The sequence below is a fragment of the Klebsiella aerogenes genome (assembly GCA_029027985.1).
Taxonomy (GTDB): Bacteria; Pseudomonadota; Gammaproteobacteria; order Enterobacterales; family Enterobacteriaceae; genus Klebsiella; species Klebsiella aerogenes_A.
This window is the reverse complement of record CP119076.1, coordinates 4138364-4156352: the sequence shown is the minus strand read 5'-3', so window position 1 is coordinate 4156352 and position 17989 is coordinate 4138364. Positions and strand designations below refer to the sequence as shown.

Annotated in this window: 15 protein-coding genes; 12 read left to right on the top strand and 3 right to left on the bottom strand. The window is 55.6% G+C overall.

Annotated elements, in window-relative coordinates:
* Window positions 1-40: 40 nt before the first annotated feature.
* A complete protein-coding gene (locus PYR66_19665; GenBank protein WEF27475.1) occupies window positions 41-1471 on the bottom strand; it encodes a sodium:alanine symporter family protein in 1431 nt (476 codons plus the stop codon).
* Between the two features lie 202 nt (window positions 1472-1673).
* Between PYR66_19665 and tal the strand changes: the two genes are divergently transcribed.
* The 3 genes from tal (at window position 1674) to PYR66_19650 (ending at window position 4743) form a co-directional block, all read left to right on the top strand.
* Entirely contained in the window at window positions 1674-2627 is a 954-nt protein-coding gene (gene tal, locus PYR66_19660; GenBank protein WEF27474.1) for a transaldolase, read from the top strand.
* Between the two features lie 110 nt (window positions 2628-2737).
* Window positions 2738-3325, top strand: coding sequence for a molybdopterin adenylyltransferase (gene mog, locus PYR66_19655; protein ID WEF27473.1), 588 nt, complete (start codon window positions 2738-2740; stop codon window positions 3323-3325).
* A gap of 113 nt (window positions 3326-3438) precedes the next feature.
* On the top strand, window positions 3439-4743 hold the full coding sequence (locus PYR66_19650; protein ID WEF27472.1) for an MFS transporter: 1305 nt from the start codon (window positions 3439-3441) through the stop codon (window positions 4741-4743).
* 56 nt (window positions 4744-4799) lie between these two features.
* Here the strand turns inward: PYR66_19650 and satP are convergent, their stop codons facing one another.
* Window positions 4800-5366, bottom strand: a complete 567-nt coding sequence (gene satP, locus PYR66_19645) for an acetate uptake transporter (protein ID WEF27471.1) — start codon at window positions 5364-5366, stop codon at window positions 4800-4802.
* A gap of 442 nt (window positions 5367-5808) precedes the next feature.
* On the opposite strand from satP, the gene dnaK reads away from it, so the two are divergent.
* From dnaK to nhaR, 4 genes are all read left to right on the top strand, one after another.
* Window positions 5809-7725 carry a molecular chaperone DnaK gene (dnaK, locus tag PYR66_19640; GenBank protein ID WEF27470.1) on the top strand — a complete coding sequence of 639 codons (1917 nt, stop codon included), beginning with the start codon at window positions 5809-5811 and terminating at the stop codon, window positions 7723-7725.
* An 87-nt stretch (window positions 7726-7812) separates the two neighbouring features.
* Complete coding sequence (gene dnaJ, locus PYR66_19635) at window positions 7813-8955, top strand: molecular chaperone DnaJ (GenBank protein ID WEF27469.1); 1143 nt, start codon at window positions 7813-7815, stop codon at window positions 8953-8955.
* 342 nt (window positions 8956-9297) lie between these two features.
* Complete coding sequence (gene nhaA / locus PYR66_19630; protein WEF27468.1) at window positions 9298-10473, top strand: Na+/H+ antiporter NhaA; 1176 nt, start codon at window positions 9298-9300, stop codon at window positions 10471-10473.
* Window positions 10474-10523: 50 nt separating this feature from the next.
* Window positions 10524-11423, top strand: coding sequence for a transcriptional activator NhaR (nhaR, locus tag PYR66_19625; protein ID WEF27467.1), 900 nt, complete (start codon window positions 10524-10526; stop codon window positions 11421-11423).
* A 103-nt stretch (window positions 11424-11526) separates the two neighbouring features.
* Here nhaR and rpsT read toward each other — a convergent pair whose 3' ends face one another.
* On the bottom strand, window positions 11527-11790 hold the full coding sequence (gene rpsT, locus PYR66_19620) for a 30S ribosomal protein S20 (GenBank protein ID WEF27466.1): 264 nt from the start codon (window positions 11788-11790) through the stop codon (window positions 11527-11529).
* Between the two features lie 330 nt (window positions 11791-12120).
* On the opposite strand from rpsT, the gene ribF reads away from it, so the two are divergent.
* The 5 genes from ribF to ispH all read left to right on the top strand — a co-directional run bounded on the left by ribF (window position 12121) and on the right by ispH (window position 17939).
* Window positions 12121-13053: a bifunctional riboflavin kinase/FAD synthetase gene (gene ribF, locus PYR66_19615; GenBank protein ID WEF27465.1), complete on the top strand. Its 933-nt coding sequence runs from the start codon at window positions 12121-12123 to the stop codon at window positions 13051-13053.
* Between the two features lie 51 nt (window positions 13054-13104).
* Window positions 13105-15921, top strand: a complete 2817-nt coding sequence (gene ileS / locus PYR66_19610; GenBank protein WEF27464.1) for an isoleucine--tRNA ligase — start codon at window positions 13105-13107, stop codon at window positions 15919-15921.
* A complete protein-coding gene (gene lspA, locus PYR66_19605) occupies window positions 15921-16421 on the top strand; it encodes a signal peptidase II (GenBank protein ID WEF27463.1) in 501 nt (166 codons plus the stop codon). The genes ileS and lspA overlap by 1 nt, the downstream gene beginning before the upstream one ends.
* Before the next feature lie 116 nt (window positions 16422-16537).
* Window positions 16538-16987 carry an FKBP-type peptidyl-prolyl cis-trans isomerase gene (gene fkpB, locus PYR66_19600; protein WEF27462.1) on the top strand — a complete coding sequence of 150 codons (450 nt, stop codon included), beginning with the start codon at window positions 16538-16540 and terminating at the stop codon, window positions 16985-16987.
* 1 nt (window position 16988) lies between these two features.
* Complete coding sequence (gene ispH, locus PYR66_19595) at window positions 16989-17939, top strand: 4-hydroxy-3-methylbut-2-enyl diphosphate reductase (GenBank protein ID WEF27461.1); 951 nt, start codon at window positions 16989-16991, stop codon at window positions 17937-17939.
* The last annotated feature ends 50 nt before the right edge of the window (window positions 17940-17989 follow it).

Sequence of the window (17989 nt, the reverse complement as noted above, 5' to 3'; positions counted from 1 at the left end):
AAAAAGACCACGGTGGGAGCGATTGCTGCGATTACTCGCGCTATTCGCGCTGAACCTCATCCCAGGCGCCGGGCGCCAGATGTTGTTGGATTTCCGGATAGCGCGCAGGGTCAAATACCGGCTGCACGCCGAGTTTGCGCTGACGCAGGTAGTCGCTGGCGAGGATCCGTACCGTTGGCGACAACAGCAGAATCGCCGTTAAGTTAGTGATCGCCATCAGCGCCATAATAATATCCGCTAACTGCCAGACGACCGGTAGGCTCACCAGCGTTCCTGTCAGAACCATCAGCATGGTGATAATCCGCAACGTCCAGATATGCAACGGTTTATTGAGCTGCAGGAAAATCAGATTATTTTCGGCATAGATATAATTGGCGACAATCGAGCTGAAAGCGAAAAACAACAAGATAAACGCGACCAAACCCGGCCCCCAACCGCCGATCAGATCGCCCATTGCGTGCTGCATGGCTTGAATGCCGTTGGCGACGTTATCGCGGTTATCGCGCGGCGCCAGCATGATGATCACCGCGCTGGCGGTACAGATAACGATGGTATCGATCAACACGCCAATCATTTGCACGATGCCCTGCGCAGCCGGATGCGGAGGCCAGGAAGCCGCTGTCGCGGCGGCGTTTGGCGTAGAACCCATACCGGCTTCGTTGGAAAACATGCCGCGCTGAAAACCGCTGGTTAACGCCTGACTGATGGTATAACCCACCGCGCCAGCCGCCGCTTCCTGCCAGCCAAAGGCGCAGCGGAAGATAGTTTCAAAGACCGCCGGTAGGGCGGTGAAGTGCCAGAAGCCAATCAGTAAGCTGGTGCCGACCCACAGCAGAGCCATCAGCGGTACAAACCACTGCATCAGGCGCGCTACGCCGCGTAACCCGCGAATAATCACCAGTAGCGTCACGGCCGCCAGCGCGCCGCCGACGGCGACCATCGGTAAATCGAAGGCATAAGCCATGGCATGCGCTACCGAATTGGCCTGCACGGTGTTGAAAATAACGCCATAGGCCAGCAGTAACAGTACTGAGAAGACTACGCCCATCCAGCGCATCTCCAGTCCGCGCGCCATATACCACGCCGGGCCGCCGCGGAATTGCCCCTCGGCATCGCGTTCTTTGTACAGCTGGGCGAGAGAGCACTCGGCAAAACTACCGGCCATACCGAGCAGCGCGGAGACCCACATCCAGAACACGGCGCCGGGCCCGCCCGCGGCGATCGCCAGCGCTACGCCTGCCAGGTTGCCGCTGCCGACGCGCGCCGCCAGGCTGGTACACAATGCCTGGAAAGAGGTCAGTCCGCCGGGTTGGGGACGCAGGCTTTTTTTAAGACTTTGGCCGAACTGGCGAATATATCGGAATTGAATGAATTGCGTTCGCCAGGTAAACCAAATACCGGCGCCCAGTAACAGGTAAATCATTACCGAGCCCCAGAGTATTTCATTGATAAACGAGAGAAAATCAGGCATTAAACATCCTCTTGTCCATGCCGGCGCGCCCGATCAGCGTTCCCACTGCGGTGACAATCCTTTAGCATTCAGATAATTAATATGTCGAGTTTATCACACTCTGCGCTCTTGCATTGTCGGCGGTTGCGCTGACCCGATGGCGTGTTATCATCTTGGCAGACCGGTTACATCCCCTTAACTGCTGTTTAAGAGAAACACTATCATGACGGATAAATTGACTTCTCTGCGTCAGTACACGACTGTCGTAGCTGACACCGGAGATATTGCGGCAATGAAGCTGTATCAGCCTCAGGATGCCACCACCAACCCTTCTTTGATTCTCGGCGCGGCTCAGATTCCTGAGTACCGTAAGCTGATTGACGACGCTGTTGCCTGGGCTCGCGGCCAGAGCAGCGATCGCGCGCAGCAGATTATCGATGCTTCCGACAAACTGGCGGTGAACATCGGTCTCGAAATCCTTAAGCTGATCCCAGGCCGTATTTCTACCGAAGTTGATGCCCGTCTGTCCTACGACACCGACGCATCCATCGCCAAAGCGAAACACCTGATCAAACTGTATAACGATGCGGGTATCAGCAACGATCGTATTCTGATCAAGCTGGCTTCTACCTGGCAGGGCATCCGTGCCGCCGAGCAACTGGAAAAAGAAGGCATCAACTGTAACCTGACTCTGCTGTTCTCCTTCGCTCAGGCTCGCGCTTGCGCCGAAGCGGGCGTATTCCTGATTTCTCCGTTCGTTGGTCGTATCCTCGACTGGTACAAAGCGAACACGGACAAGAAAGAGTACGTTGCCTCTGAAGATCCGGGTGTGGTTTCCGTGAGCGAAATCTACGAGTACTACAAGCAGCACGGTTATGAAACCGTGGTGATGGGCGCAAGCTTCCGTAACGTTGGCGAAATCCTTGAACTGGCTGGCTGTGACCGTCTGACCATCGCGCCTGCGCTGCTGAAAGAGCTGGCGGAAAGCGAAGGCGCTATCGAGCGTAAACTGGCGTTCAGCGGCGAAGTGAAAGCGCGTCCGGAACGCATCACCGAATCCCAGTTCCTGTGGCAGCACAACCAGGATCCGATGGCGGTAGACAAACTGGCGGAAGGTATCCGTAAGTTTGCCATCGACCAGGAAAAACTGGAAAAAATGATCGGCGACCTGCTGTAATCATCCCAGCGTGACCGGGTTCCCGGTCACGCTACTTCTTTTGAATCCTGTCTGTAATTCTCTCCAGCGTGTATCATTCCGACTAATTGCACTATTTGAACGGAATGAATATGAATAAATTACGCATCGGCTTAGTTTCTATTTCTGACCGCGCCTCCAGCGGCGTTTACCAGGATAAAGGCATTCCTGCGTTGGAAGAGTGGCTGGCGCGTGCGCTGACAACGCCCTTTGAGCTGCAAACTCGCCTGATCCCCGACGAACAGCCGATCATCGAACAAACGCTGTGCGAGCTGGTTGATGAGATGGGTTGCCATCTGGTGCTGACCACCGGCGGCACCGGTCCAGCGCGTCGTGATGTGACCCCGGACGCAACTTTAGCGATTGCCGATCGCGTGATGCCCGGTTTTGGCGAGCAGATGCGTCAGGTTAGCCTACACTTTGTGCCGACAGCTATCCTATCCCGGCAGGTTGGCGTCATCCGCAAGCAGGCGCTGATCCTCAACTTGCCCGGCCAGCCGAAAGCCATTCAGGAGACCCTGGAAGGGGTTAAAGATGCTGACGGCAAGGTGCTGGTGCATGGTGTCTTCGCAAGTGTACCTTATTGTGTACAGCTGCTTGAGGGGCCGTATGTGGAGACGGAAGCGAGCGTGGTAGCAGCTTTTCGCCCGAAAAGCGCACGACGTGAAACTTTATCCTGAATTTTATTCATTGCTGATATAACCTGAATTGCCGGTGGTGTGCTGTTTTATTTACGGTATAGTGTTTTTTACTTTACACATTGCGTAATATTACTGCGGACGAAGCGCCAGTTATGTCACAACACACTCGACCTCTGAATCGACAAGATTATAAAACTCTGACGCTGGCCGCCCTCGGCGGGGCGCTGGAGTTTTATGACTTCATTATCTTTGTCTTCTTCGCCGCCGTTGTCGGCGAATTGTTCTTCCCGGCCGATATCCCTGAATGGTTGCGCCAGGTGCAAACCTTCGGCATTTTTGCGGCAGGTTATCTGGCTCGTCCGCTGGGCGGGCTCATCATGGCCCACTTTGGCGATCTGGTCGGGCGCAAGAAAATGTTTACTCTCAGTATTCTGCTGATGGCGCTGCCGACGTTGGCGATTGGCCTGCTGCCGACCTATGCCTCGATGGGCATCGTCGCGCCGCTTCTATTACTCCTGATGCGTATTTTGCAGGGGGCGGCGATTGGCGGCGAAGTGCCGGGCGCCTGGGTTTTCGTCGCCGAACATGTACCGGAAAAGCGTATCGGGATTGCCTGCGGTACTCTGACGGCTGGATTGACGGTCGGGATCCTGTTGGGTTCGGTGGTGGCGACGCTTATCAATACCAGCATGACACCGCAGGGCATCCATGACGGCGGCTGGCGTATTCCTTTCCTGCTTGGCGGCGTCTTCGGCCTGGTGGCGATGTATCTTCGCCGCTGGCTACAGGAGACGCCGGTCTTCCTCGAAATGCAGCAACGTAAAGCGCTGGCCCAGGAACTGCCGGTAAAAGCGGTGGCGCTCAAACATCAGAAGGCGGTGGTGGTGTCGATGCTGCTGACCTGGCTGCTCTCCGCCGGTGTGGTGGTGGTGATCCTGATGTCGCCGGTCTGGCTGCAAAAACATTATGGCTTTGCGCCAGCGATAACCCTGCAGGCCAATAGCATCGCCACGATCATGCTGTGTATCGGCTGTTTGCTCGCCGGACTGGCGGCGGACCGCTTCGGCGCCAGCCGCACCTTTATTGTCGGCAGCCTGCTGTTAGCGGCCGCCAGTTGGGCCTTCTATCACCTGTCCGGCGCCAGCTCGCAGCGGCTGTTCTTGTTGTACGGCACCGTCGGGCTGTGTGTCGGTGTGGTTGGGGCGGTACCTTATGTGATGGTGCGCGCCTTCCCGGCGGAAGTGCGTTTTACCGGTATCTCGTTTTCCTACAATCTGTCATACGCGATTTTCGGCGGTCTGACGCCGATTGCCGTCACGATGTTGATGGGCGTCTCGCCGATGGCGCCGGCCTGGTACGTACTGGCGCTGTCGCTGATGGGGCTGGGATTAGGTATCTGGCTGCGCCAGGGGCTGGCGACGCAGGCGGTGTTGCCGGAAGGGGAACTGCAGCGTTAATCCTCTTACGAGGAAGGTGAAAGGCCGCCGCTCTGTGTCAGGGCGGCGGCAGAGCATTAGCGTGGTTCGCCAATCGGCAGAACGGTACGGCCGAACTGCTCGTTCAACACTTCACCCATCGCCAGATAAATAGCGCTCGCGCCGCATACCAGGCCGATCCAGCCGGCAATTTTCACAATGCTTTCGTTATCAATCAGGTGACCAATCGCCAGCAATGCGAACAGCACGGTCAGGCTCAGGAAGACGAACTGCAGCATCCGCGGGGATTTCAGCGTGCCGAAGAACATGAACAGCGTGAAGATACCCCACAGGCCGAGATACATGCCCAGGAAGTGCGCATTCGGCGCATCAGCCAGGCCCATTTTCGGCATCAGGAGGATCGCGACCAACGTCAGCCAGAAGGCGCCGTAGGACGTAAAAGCGGTTAAACCAAAGGTATTGCCTTTTTTATACTCAAGCAGGCCTGCAAAAATTTGCGCAATGCCGCCGTAAAAAATGCCCATCGCCAGGATAGCTACATCGAATGCGAAAAGGCCGCTATTCGCCAGGTTAAGCAGAATAGTGGTCATGCCGAAACCCATAAGGCCCAGCGGTGCCGGATTAGCCAACTTAGTGTTGCCCATAATTCCTCAAAATAATGATTAGAAAGGGAAGCATTACCCCGCCACTTACGGTGGGGCGCGGCATAATAATGAGGCGCGTAAATACTGTCTATGATCTGGCGGGGTATTTTTCATCAATTTACTTTTCGCGGCGATAATGACGAATTCTTCCGCGAACGTAGTCGATATCCCACCAATATGTTCTTATTTATTATTTATGTTTCACAGATGTTATGAGTGTGATTTTATCCGTCAGAATCGCTTTTTGCGCCCGCGCCGCCGTTTTGCCATAAAAATTTTTTTTGCCTTCCCCCTTGAGGAAAAGAAGGGCGACCCCATCTTGTAGTCAACCGCAGTGAAGAACCTGAAAAAAAATGATGTTTGGGCAGTTGAAACCGCACGTTTCGCCCTTATTACAGGTTCACAACCACATGTTGATCGAATTTTTAGTGGAGACGTTTAGATGGGTAAAATTATTGGTATCGACCTGGGTACTACCAACTCTTGTGTAGCGATTATGGATGGCACTACCGCTCGCGTGCTGGAAAACGCCGAAGGCGATCGCACCACGCCTTCTATCATTGCTTATACCCAGGATGGTGAAACTCTGGTTGGTCAGCCGGCTAAACGTCAGGCAGTGACAAACCCGCAAAACACCCTGTTTGCGATTAAACGCCTGATTGGTCGCCGCTTCCAGGATGAAGAAGTTCAGCGTGACGTTTCCATCATGCCGTACAAAATCGTTGCTGCAGACAATGGCGACGCCTGGCTTGATGTGAAAGGCACCAAAACCGCACCGCCGCAGATTTCTGCTGAAGTGCTGAAGAAAATGAAGAAAACCGCGGAAGATTACCTGGGTGAGCCGGTAACTGAAGCTGTTATCACCGTACCGGCGTACTTCAACGATGCTCAGCGTCAGGCCACCAAAGATGCCGGTCGTATCGCGGGTCTGGAAGTCAAACGTATCATCAACGAACCGACTGCCGCAGCGCTGGCTTACGGCCTGGATAAAGAAGTCGGCAACCGTACTATCGCGGTATACGACCTCGGTGGTGGTACCTTCGATATCTCTATTATCGAAATCGACGAAGTTGACGGTGAAAAAACCTTCGAAGTACTGGCAACCAACGGTGATACCCACCTGGGCGGCGAAGACTTCGATACGCGTCTGATCAACTACCTCGTTGACGAGTTCAAGAAAGAGCAGGGCATTGACCTGCGTAACGACCCGCTGGCGATGCAGCGTCTGAAAGAAGCCGCAGAAAAAGCGAAAATTGAGCTGTCTTCCGCTCAGCAGACCGACGTTAACCTGCCGTACATCACTGCAGATGCGACCGGTCCGAAACACATGAACATTAAAGTGACCCGTGCGAAACTGGAAAGCCTGGTAGAAGACCTGGTTAACCGTTCCATCGAGCCGCTGAAAGTTGCGCTGCAGGATGCCGGTCTGTCCGTTTCCGATATCAACGACGTTATCCTCGTTGGTGGTCAGACGCGTATGCCGATGGTGCAGAAGAAAGTTGCTGAGTTCTTTGGTAAAGAACCGCGTAAAGACGTTAACCCGGATGAAGCTGTCGCTATCGGCGCAGCGGTTCAGGGCGGTGTACTGACTGGTGAAGTTAAAGACGTTCTGCTGCTGGACGTTACCCCGCTGTCGCTGGGTATCGAAACCATGGGCGGCGTGATGACTGCGCTGATCAACAAGAACACCACCATCCCGACTAAGCACAGCCAGGTGTTCTCTACTGCGGAAGACAACCAGTCTGCAGTAACCATCCACGTGATTCAGGGTGAGCGTAAACGCGCTTCCGATAACAAATCACTGGGTCAGTTCAACCTGGATGGGATTAACCCGGCGCCGCGCGGTATGCCGCAGATCGAAGTCACCTTCGACATCGATGCTGACGGTATCCTGCACGTTTCCGCGAAAGACAAAAACAGCGGTAAAGAGCAGAAGATTACCATCAAAGCGTCTTCCGGTCTGAATGAAGAAGAAATTCAGAAAATGGTTCGCGAAGCAGAAGCTAACGCTGAATCTGACCGTAAGTTTGAAGAGCTGGTGCAAACCCGTAACCAGGGCGACCATCTGCTGCACAGCACCCGTAAGCAGGTTGAAGAAGCAGGCGACAAGCTGCCGGCTGACGACAAAACTGCCATCGAGTCTGCGCTGACCGCGCTGGAAACTTCACTGAAAGGCGAAGACAAAGCGGACATCGAAGCGAAAATGCAGGCGCTGGCTCAGGCTTCCCAGAAGCTGATGGAAATTGCTCAGCAGCAGCATGCACAGCAGCAAGCTGGTGGCGCTGATGCTCAAGAGAGCAACGCGAAGGACGACGATGTTGTCGACGCCGAGTTCGAAGAAGTGAAAGACAAAAAATAATCGCCCTTTGAACGGGTAAAACACTGGCACGGGCGAAGAGGTTTCCTCTCCGCCCGTGCACGCATGTTAAGGGGCTGAAAAACACCAATGGCAAAGCAAGATTATTACGAGATTTTGGGCGTTTCCAAAACAGCGGAAGAGCGTGAAATCAAAAAGGCGTATAAGCGCCTGGCCATGAAGTATCACCCGGACCGTAACCAGGGTGACAAAGAGGCCGAAGCCAAATTTAAAGAAATCAAAGAAGCGTATGAAATCCTGACCGATGCCCAGAAGCGCGCCGCTTACGATCAATATGGTCATGCCGCGTTTGAACAAGGTGGTATGGGCGGTGGCGGTTTCGGCGGCGGCTTTGGCGGCGGCGCGGATTTCAGCGATATCTTTGGCGATGTGTTCGGCGATATCTTTGGCGGCGGTCGTGGTCGTCAGCGGGCGGCGCGCGGCGCGGATCTGCGTTACAACATGGATCTGACGCTGGAAGAAGCGGTCCGTGGCGTCACCAAAGAGATCCGTATCCCGACGCTGGAAGAGTGTGAAGTCTGCCATGGCAGCGGCGCCAAATCCGGCAGCCAGCCGCAAACCTGTCCAACCTGCCATGGTTCCGGCCAGGTGCAGATGCGCCAGGGCTTCTTTGCCGTTCAGCAGACCTGTCCGCACTGTCAGGGGCGCGGTACGCTGATTAAAGATCCGTGCAACACGTGTCATGGTCACGGTCGTGTCGAAAAAACCAAAACGCTGTCGGTGAAAATCCCGGCGGGCGTCGACACCGGCGATCGCATTCGTCTGGCTGGTGAAGGTGAAGCAGGCGAGCACGGCGCGCCGGCAGGCGACCTGTACGTTCAGGTGCAGGTGAAACAGCACGCCATCTTCGAGCGTGAAGGTAATAACTTGTACTGCGAAGTACCGATTAACTTCACGATGGCCGCACTGGGCGGCGAGATCGAAGTACCGACTCTGGATGGCCGCGTCAACCTGAAAGTGCCAGGTGAAACGCAGACCGGTAAGCTGTTCCGCATGCGCGGTAAGGGCGTGAAGTCCGTGCGTGGCGGCGCGCAGGGCGATCTGCTGTGTCGCGTGGTTGTTGAAACGCCGGTTGGCCTCAACGACAAGCAGAAGCAATTACTAAAAGAGCTGCAGGAAACGTTCGGCGGCCCGACGGGTGAGAAAAACAGCCCGCGTTCCAAAAGCTTCTTCGATGGCGTGAAAAAATTCTTCGATGATTTGACGCGTTAATCGCGTTTACCCACGTTATGAGCATAAGCCTGAACATTCCTGTTCAGGCTTTTTTCGTTATGAGAGGCTGACAGTGGATGGGATCGAAGGTGCCAATAAGAGCTTTGATTGTAATTTAATCAAAATTCTTGACGCTGTCATTTCGGCATCAGCGGCACGTTGTTGGCTCGAAACTTGATGAAGACAAACCGCTGACGTTGCAGCGCGTGGTCTATGATTAACGGAGTAATATAATAGATCGGAAAAAATGAATGTAATGGCAATTTTAATCTGATTTTTTCGATGTGTTTGCGGCGGTATCATACTTTTATCGAGTTATTGACCTACAAGGTGAGAGTAAAAGTGAAACATCTGCAACGATTCTTCAGTAGCGATGCTTCCGGGGGCATTATCCTAATCTGCGCCGCCGTGCTGGCGATGATCATGGCCAACAGCGGTATCACAAGCGGCTTGTATCACGCCTTTTTAGACACGCCGGTGCAGCTGCGCGTCGGCGCGCTGGAAATCAACAAGAACATGCTGTTGTGGATCAACGATGCGCTGATGGCGGTGTTTTTCCTGTTGATTGGCCTGGAAGTTAAGCGTGAGATGGTTCAGGGGGCGCTGGCCAGTCGCCGTCAGGCGGTCTTCCCGGTGATTGCCGCCATTGGCGGTATGGTCGTGCCAGCGCTGGTGTATCTGGCGTTTAACGCCCAGGACCCACTGGCGCGGGAAGGGTGGGCTATTCCGGCGGCAACCGATATCGCCTTTGCGCTTGGCGTACTGGCGCTATTAGGCAACCGGGTACCGGTGGCGCTGAAAATTTTCCTGATGGCGCTGGCTATCATCGATGATCTCGGGGCGATCGTCATTATCGCGCTGTTCTATACCCACGATCTGTCGGTGCTGTCGTTGGTAGTCTCCGCCGGAGCGATTCTGGTACTGGCGGCGCTGAATCTGAGCGGCGTGCGCCGTACCGGCATTTATATTCTGGTTGGCGCGGTGCTGTGGACCGCGGTGTTGAAATCTGGCGTACATGCGACGCTGGCGGGGGTCATCGTCGGCTTTATGATTCCGCTGCAAGAGCAAAATGGCAAGTCGCCGGCGAAGCAGCTTGAGCATGTGCTGCACCCATGGGTTGCCTTTCTGATCCTGCCTCTGTTCGCCTTTGCCAACGCTGGCGTTTCGCTGCAGGGCGTCACCTTTGAAGGGCTGACCTCGCTGTTGCCGCTGGGCATTATCGCCGGGCTGTTCATCGGTAAGCCGCTGGGCATTAGCTTGTTCTGCTGGCTGGCGGTGAAATTGAAGTGGGCTTCGTTGCCGCCGGGGACGAGTTTCCCACAGATCATGGCGGTCGGCGTGCTGTGCGGAATCGGCTTCACGATGTCGATTTTCATTGCTTCGCTCGCCTTCGGCAGCGTAGACCCCGGACTGATCAACTGGGCTAAGCTGGGCATTCTGATTGGCTCTATCTTGTCGGCTGTCACGGGATATATGATTCTGCGTAAGCGCGTAACGGATTTGGCTCATAGCGTGTAACTTCATCAGGGGAGCCTGCGGGCTCTCCTGGGCATATCAGGGAGAGAAGCATGTCGCATATCAACTACAACCACCTGTACTACTTCTGGCACGTCTACCGGGAAGGTTCGGTCGTCGGCGCGGCCGAGGCGCTATTTCTGACGCCGCAGACGATTACCGGGCAGATTAAGGCGCTGGAAGAACGGCTGCAGGGGAAGCTCTTTAAACGTAAGGGGCGTGGCCTGGAGCCGAGCGAACTGGGGGAACTGGTGTTTCGCTACGCGGATCGTATGTTCACCTTAAGCCAGGAGATGCTTGATATCGTCAACTATCGCAAGGAATCGAACCTGTTGTTTGATGTCGGCGTCGCCGACGCGCTATCAAAACGGTTGGTGAGCGGGGTGCTGGATGCTGCGGTAGTGGAGGATGAGCAAATTCATCTGCGCTGTTTTGAATCCACTCATGAGATGCTGCTGGAGCAGCTTAGCCAGCACAAACTCGATATGATTATCTCGGATTGCCCGATTGACTCAACCCAGCAGGAAGGGCTGTTCTCGGTAAAAATCGGCGAGTGCGGCGTCAGCTTCTGGTGCATGAATCCACCGCCGGAAAAACCGTTTCCGGCCTGCCTGGAGGAGCGTCGTTTGCTCATCCCGGGCCGCCGTTCGATGCTGGGTCGCAAGCTGCTGAACTGGTTTAATTCGCAGGGACTGAAGGTGGAGATTCTCGGCGAGTTTGACGATGCGGCGTTAATGAAGGCGTTCGGCGCGGCGCACAATGCTATTTTCGTGGCGCCTACGCTCTACGCTCACGATTTCTACTCTGACGAGTCGATTATTGAAATCGGGCGTATGGAGAACGTAATGGAAGAGTATCACGCTATTTTTGCCGAGCGGATGATTCAGCACCCTGCGGTACAGCGTATCTGCAACCGCGATTACGCCTCGCTGTTTGCCCAACCGCAAAGCTAACCGTAAGGGTTCTTCCGGACGGTGTTTGTTCGCCTGGCTAAACGGCAGACATAAAAAAACCCGCTTTCGCGGGTTTTTTTAACAAAGTTCAGCAAGCGGGCGATTAAGCCAGTTTGTTGATCTGTGCAGTCAGGTTTGCTTTATGACGCGCAGCTTTGTTTTTGTGGATCAGACCTTTAGCAGCCTGACGGTCCACGATTGGTTGCATTTCGTTAAATGCTTTCAGTGCAGCAGCTTTGTCGCCAGCTTCGATAGCTGCGTATACTTTCTTGATGAAAGTACGCATCATAGAGCGACGGCTTGCGTTGTGCTTGCGAGCCTTTTCAGACTGAACGGCGCGCTTCTTAGCTGATTTGATATTAGCCAAGGTCCAACTCCCAAATGTGTTCTATATGGACAATTCAAAGGCCGAGGAATATGCCCGTTTAGCCTTCTTTTGTCAATGGATTTGTGCAAATAAGCGCCGTTTAAGATAACGAGGCTTCATTACGTATTGATGGCGCAAGATTCTACCAGCTTGTTGTGGTCGAATACAGCCTTTCCGCCATAAAAATCGACGGCTGCACCGAGTTTTTCCTGCATTTTTACGCTGAGTGAATGAATTAGCGGGAACTTTCGTAGATGAGGTGCAATCGCTGGTTAACGTCGCCAGTTGTACAAGGTATACTCGGACGATTTTCACTGTTTTGAGCCAGACATGAAGCTGATACGCGGCATACATAATCTCAGTCAGGCCCCGCACGGGTGCGTGCTGACCATTGGCAATTTCGACGGCGTGCATCGCGGGCATCAGGCTCTGCTGCAGCGCCTGCGCGCAGAGGGCCGCCAACGCGGTCTGCCGGTTGTGGTGATGATTTTCGAGCCGCAACCTCTGGAGCTGTTTGCCGCCGATAAAGCGCCGGCGCGAATAACACGGCTGCGCGAAAAGCTGGGTTACCTGGCGGAAAGCGGCGTCGACTACGTGCTGTGCGTGCGTTTCGATCGGCGCTTCGCGGCGCTGACCGCGCAAGATTTTATTAGCGAGCTGCTGGTGCGCCGCCTGGGCGTACAGTTCCTCGCCGTAGGCGATGATTTCCGCTTTGGCGCTGGTCGCCAGGGGGATTTCTTGTTATTACAGAAGGCTGGGGCGGAGTACGGTTTTGATGTCACCAGCACCCAAACCTTCTGCGAAGGCGGCGTGCGTATCAGCAGCACCGCGGTGCGTCAGGCACTGGCCGACGATGACCTCGCGCAGGCGGAAAACCTGCTGGGGCATCCGTTCACTATCTCCGGCCGCGTCGTCCACGGCGACGAGCTGGGGCGCACCATCGGTTTCCCGACGGCGAATTTACCGCTGCGTCGTCAGGTTTCCCCGGTGAAAGGGGTCTTTGCGGTAGAAGTGACAGGGCTCGGCGATATGCCTTTACCCGGCGTCGCCAACATTGGCACCCGTCCGACGGTTTCCGGCGTGCGTCAGCAGCTGGAAGTTCACCTTCTGGACGTTGTAATGGACCTCTACGGTCGCCATATAGATGTAATACTGCGTAAAAAAATACGTAACGAGCAGCGATTTGCATCGCTGGATGAGTTAAAAGCGCAAATCGCGCGTGATGAGTTAACGGCCCGCGAGTTCTTTGGGCTCACCAGGTAGGGATAATCCTACTGGTATTTATCAAACCGAAATAACGGAACCGAGAATCTGATGAGTGACTATAAATCCACCCTGAATTTGCCGGAAACAGGGTTCCCGATGCGTGGCGATCTCGCCAAACGCGAACCGGGAATGCTGGCGCGTTGGACCGATGATGACCTGTACGGCATCATCCGTGCGGCGAAAAAAGGCAAAAAAACCTTCATTCTGCATGATGGCCCTCCTTATGCGAATGGCAGCATTCATATTGGTCACTCGGTTAACAAGATTCTGAAAGACATTATCGTTAAGTCCAAAGGACTGACGGGCTATGACTCGCCTTACGTTCCGGGTTGGGACTGCCATGGTCTGCCGATCGAACTGAAAGTCGAGCAGCAGTATGGCAAACCGGGTGAGAAATTCACCGCCGCTGAATTCCGCGCCAAGTGCCGCGAATATGCCTCTGAGCAGATCGACGGTCAGCGTAAAGACTTTATCCGCCTGGGCGTACTGGGCGATTGGTCGCGTCCGTACCTGACCATGGACTTCAAAACCGAAGCCAACATCATCCGCGCGCTGGGTAAAATCATCGGCAACGGCCACCTGCACAAAGGCGCCAAGCCGGTGCACTGGTGTGTAGATTGCCGTTCCGCGCTGGCGGAAGCGGAAGTGGAGTATTACGACAAAACGTCTCCGTCTATCGACGTGGCCTTCCACGCGGTAGACAAAGCGGCCGTGCTGGCGAAATTCGGCGTAGCCGACGTCAATGGCCCGGTTTCGCTGGTTATCTGGACCACCACTCCGTGGACCCTGCCGGCTAACCGCGCTATCTCCCTGTCCGCGGAGTTCGACTACGCGCTGGTGCAGGCTGACGGTCAGGTTCTGATCCTGGCGAAAGATCTGGTTGAAAGCGTTATGAAACGTATCGGCGTCGCGGATTACACCATCCTGGCGGCGGTGCAAGGCGCTGAACTTGAGCTGATGCGCTTCAAGCATCCGTTCCTCGACTTCGACGTGCCGGCGATCCTTGGCGATCACGTGACGCTGGATGCCGGTACCGGTGCGGTGCATACCGCCGGTGGCCACGGCCCGGACGACTACACCATCAGCCAGAAATACGGTCTGGAAATCGCCAACCCGGTTGGCCCGGACGGTTCTTACCTGCCTGGTACTTACCCGTCTCTGGACGGTATCAATGTCTTCAAAGCCAACGACATCATTGTTGACATGCTGCGCACCAGCGGCGCGCTGCTGCACGTCGAAAAACTGCAGCACAGCTATCCGTGCTGCTGGCGCCACAAGTCGCCGATCATCTTCCGCGCTACCCCGCAGTGGTTCGTGAGCATGGATCAGAAAGGCCTGCGCGCGCAGTCGCTTTCCGAGATCAAAGGCGTGCAGTGGATCCCGGACTGGGGCCAGGCGCGTATCGAATCGATGGTTGCGAACCGCCCTGACTGGTGTATCTCCCGTCAGCGTACCTGGGGCGTGCCGATGTCGCTGTTCGTGCACAAAGAAACCCACGAACTGCACCCGCGCACCCTGGAACTGATGGAAGAAGTCGCTAAGCGCGTTGAAGTTGACGGCATCCAGGCGTGGTGGGATCTCGATTCCCGCGACATCCTCGGCGATGACGCTGACAGCTACGAGAAAGTGCCGGATACCCTTGACGTCTGGTTTGACTCCGGGTCTACCCACTCCTCGGTGGTTGACGTGCGTCCGGAATTCGCCGGTCACGCTGCGGATATGTATCTGGAAGGCTCCGATCAGCATCGCGGCTGGTTCATGTCTTCGCTGATGATCTCGACGGCGATGAAAGGCAAAGCGCCGTACCGCCAGGTGCTGACCCACGGTTTCACCGTTGATGGTCAGGGCCGCAAAATGTCCAAGTCTATCGGTAACACTGTTAGCCCACAGGACGTGATGAACAAGCTGGGTGCCGACATTCTGCGTCTGTGGGTGGCATCCACCGATTACACCGGCGAAATGGCGGTCTCTGATGAGATCCTCAAACGCGCCGCGGACAGCTATCGTCGTATCCGTAACACCGCGCGCTTCCTGCTGGCGAACCTTAATGGTTTCGACCCGGTCAAAGACATGGTGAAACCGGAAGAGATGGTGGTGCTGGATCGCTGGGCGGTCGGCTGCGCGCAGGCGGCTCAGGAAGATATCCTGAAAGCCTACGAATCCTACGACTTCCACGAAGTGGTGCAGCGCCTGATGCGCTTCTGCTCCATCGAAATGGGCTCGTTCTATCTCGACATCATCAAAGACCGCCAGTACACCGCGAAAGCGGACAGCGTGGCGCGTCGTAGCTGCCAGACCGCGTTGTTCCACATCGTGGAAGCGCTGGTGCGCTGGATGGCGCCGATCATGTCCTTCACCGCGGACGAAATCTGGGGTTACCTGCCAGGCGAGCGTGAGAAATATGTCTTCACCGGCGAGTGGTATGAAGGTCTGTTCGGCCTGGCCGACGACGAAGCGATGAACGATGGCTTCTGGGACGAGCTGCTGAAAGTGCGTGGCGAAGTCAACAAGGTGATCGAACAGGCGCGTGCGGATAAGAAAGTCGGCGGTTCTCTGGAAGCGGCGGTGACGCTGTATGCCGATGCTCAACTGGCGGCTAAGCTCAACGCGCTGGGTGAAGAATTACGATTTGTCCTGTTGACCTCCGGCGCCAACGTTGCCGATTATGCGCAGGCGCCGTCTGATGCCTGGCAGAGCGATCTGCTGAAAGGGCTGAAAGTGGTCCTGAGTAAAGCCGAGGGCGAGAAATGCCCACGCTGCTGGCATTACACCAGCGATGTCGGCAAGGTAGCGGAACACGCAGATATCTGCGGTCGCTGTGTTAGCAACGTCGCCGGTGACGGCGAACAACGTAAATTCGCCTGATGAGTAAATCGATTTGTTCAACGGGGCTACGCTGGCTGTGGGTCGTCGTAGCCGTGCTGATTATCGATCTGGGCAGTAAATTCCTGATCCTCCAGAACTTCGCTCTGGGGGAAACGGTATCGCTGTTCCCGTCGCTTAATCTGCATTATGCGCGCAACTATGGCGCGGCCTTTAGCTTCCTCGCCGACAGCGGCGGCTGGCAGCGCTGGTTCTTCGCCGGTATTGCCGTGGGCATCTGTGTGGTGCTGACGGTGCTGATGTACCGTTCGAAGGCGACGCAAAAGCTGAACAACATTGCCTACGCGCTGATTATTGGCGGCGCGCTGGGTAACTTGTTCGACCGCCTGTGGCATGGCTTCGTGGTCGATATGATCGACTTCTACGTCGGCGACTGGCATTTCGCCACCTTCAACCTTGCCGATAGCGCTATCTGCATCGGTGCGGCGCTGATCGTGCTGGAAGGCTTCTTGCCGAAACCGACCGCGAAAGAGCAGGCGTAAATGTAAATGCCGGGTGGCGCTACGCTTACCCGGCCTACAGAATTTGTGGCCCCCGTAGGCCCGGTAAGCGTAGCGCCACCGGGCAACAGGCGGCTTAAAACAAGCGAGCAATTGGCATGTCTAACTCTGTACAGAGCAACAGCGCGGTGCTGGTGCACTTCACGTTGAAACTGGATGATGGTTCCACCGCCGAGTCCACACGCGGCAACGGTAAACCGGCGCTGTTTCGTCTTGGCGATGCGTCGCTTTCTGAAGGTCTTGAGCAGCATCTCCTGGGGCTGAAAGCGGGTGATAAAACCACGTTCTCGCTGGAGCCTGACGCCGCGTTCGGCGTGCCGACCCCTGACCTGATCCAGTATTTTTCTCGTCGCGAGTTTATCGACGCCGGCGAGCCGGAAATTGGCGCAATTATGCTCTTTACCGCAATGGATGGCAGCGAAATGCCTGGCGTGATCCGCGAAGTGAACGGCGATTCCATCACCGTTGACTTCAATCATCCGCTGGCCGGGCGCACCGTTCATTTTGATATTGAAGTGCTGGAAATCGATCCGGCGCTGGAGGGGTAAGATGCAGATCCTGTTGGCTAACCCGCGCGGTTTTTGCGCTGGCGTTGACCGCGCTATCAGCATTGTAGAGAACGCGCTGACGCTGTATGGCGCGCCGATCTACGTACGTCACGAAGTTGTCCATAACCGCTATGTCGTCGATAGCCTGCGCCAGCGAGGCGCGATTTTTATCGAGCAGATTAGCGAAGTGCCGGACGGCGCGATCCTGATTTTTTCCGCGCACGGCGTTTCACAGGCGGTGCGTAATGAAGCGAAGAGCCGCGATCTGACGGTCTTCGATGCCACCTGTCCGCTGGTGACCAAAGTCCATATGGAAGTCGCCCGCGCCAGCCGCCGTGGCGAAGAGTCGATTCTGATCGGCCACGCCGGGCACCCGGAAGTCGAAGGTACCATGGGCCAGTACAACAACCCGGAAGGGGGGATGTACCTGGTCGAGTCGCCGGAAGATGTGCTGACGCTGGAAGTCAAAAACGATGCCCGCCTGTCGTTTATGACCCAGACCACGCTCTCCGTCGATGATACTTCCGACGTCATCGATGCGCTGCGCGAGCGCTTCCCGAAAATCGTCGGTCCGCGTAAAGACGATATTTGCTACGCCACCACCAATCGTCAGGAAGCGGTGCGTGCGCTGGCCGAGCAGGCCGACGTGGTGTTGGTGGTTGGTTCGAAAAACTCCTCTAACTCCAACCGCCTGGCTGAACTGGCTCAGCGGATGGGGAAAGCGGCCTATCTTATCGACGATGCGACCGATATCCAGGAGCAGTGGGTTAAATCCGCAGGTTGCGTCGGCGTCACTGCGGGCGCCTCAGCGCCGGATATTCTGGTGCAGAACGTGATTGCCCGCCTGCAGGAATTGGGTGGCGGCGAGGCGGTACCGCTGGAAGGCCGTGAAGAGAATATCGTTTTTGAAGTGCCGAAAGAGCTGCGTGTGGATGTCCGTGAAGTAGAGTAAGTTCTTCCACCCGTCAGTATGAGAAGATGCCAGACTTAACGTCTGGCATT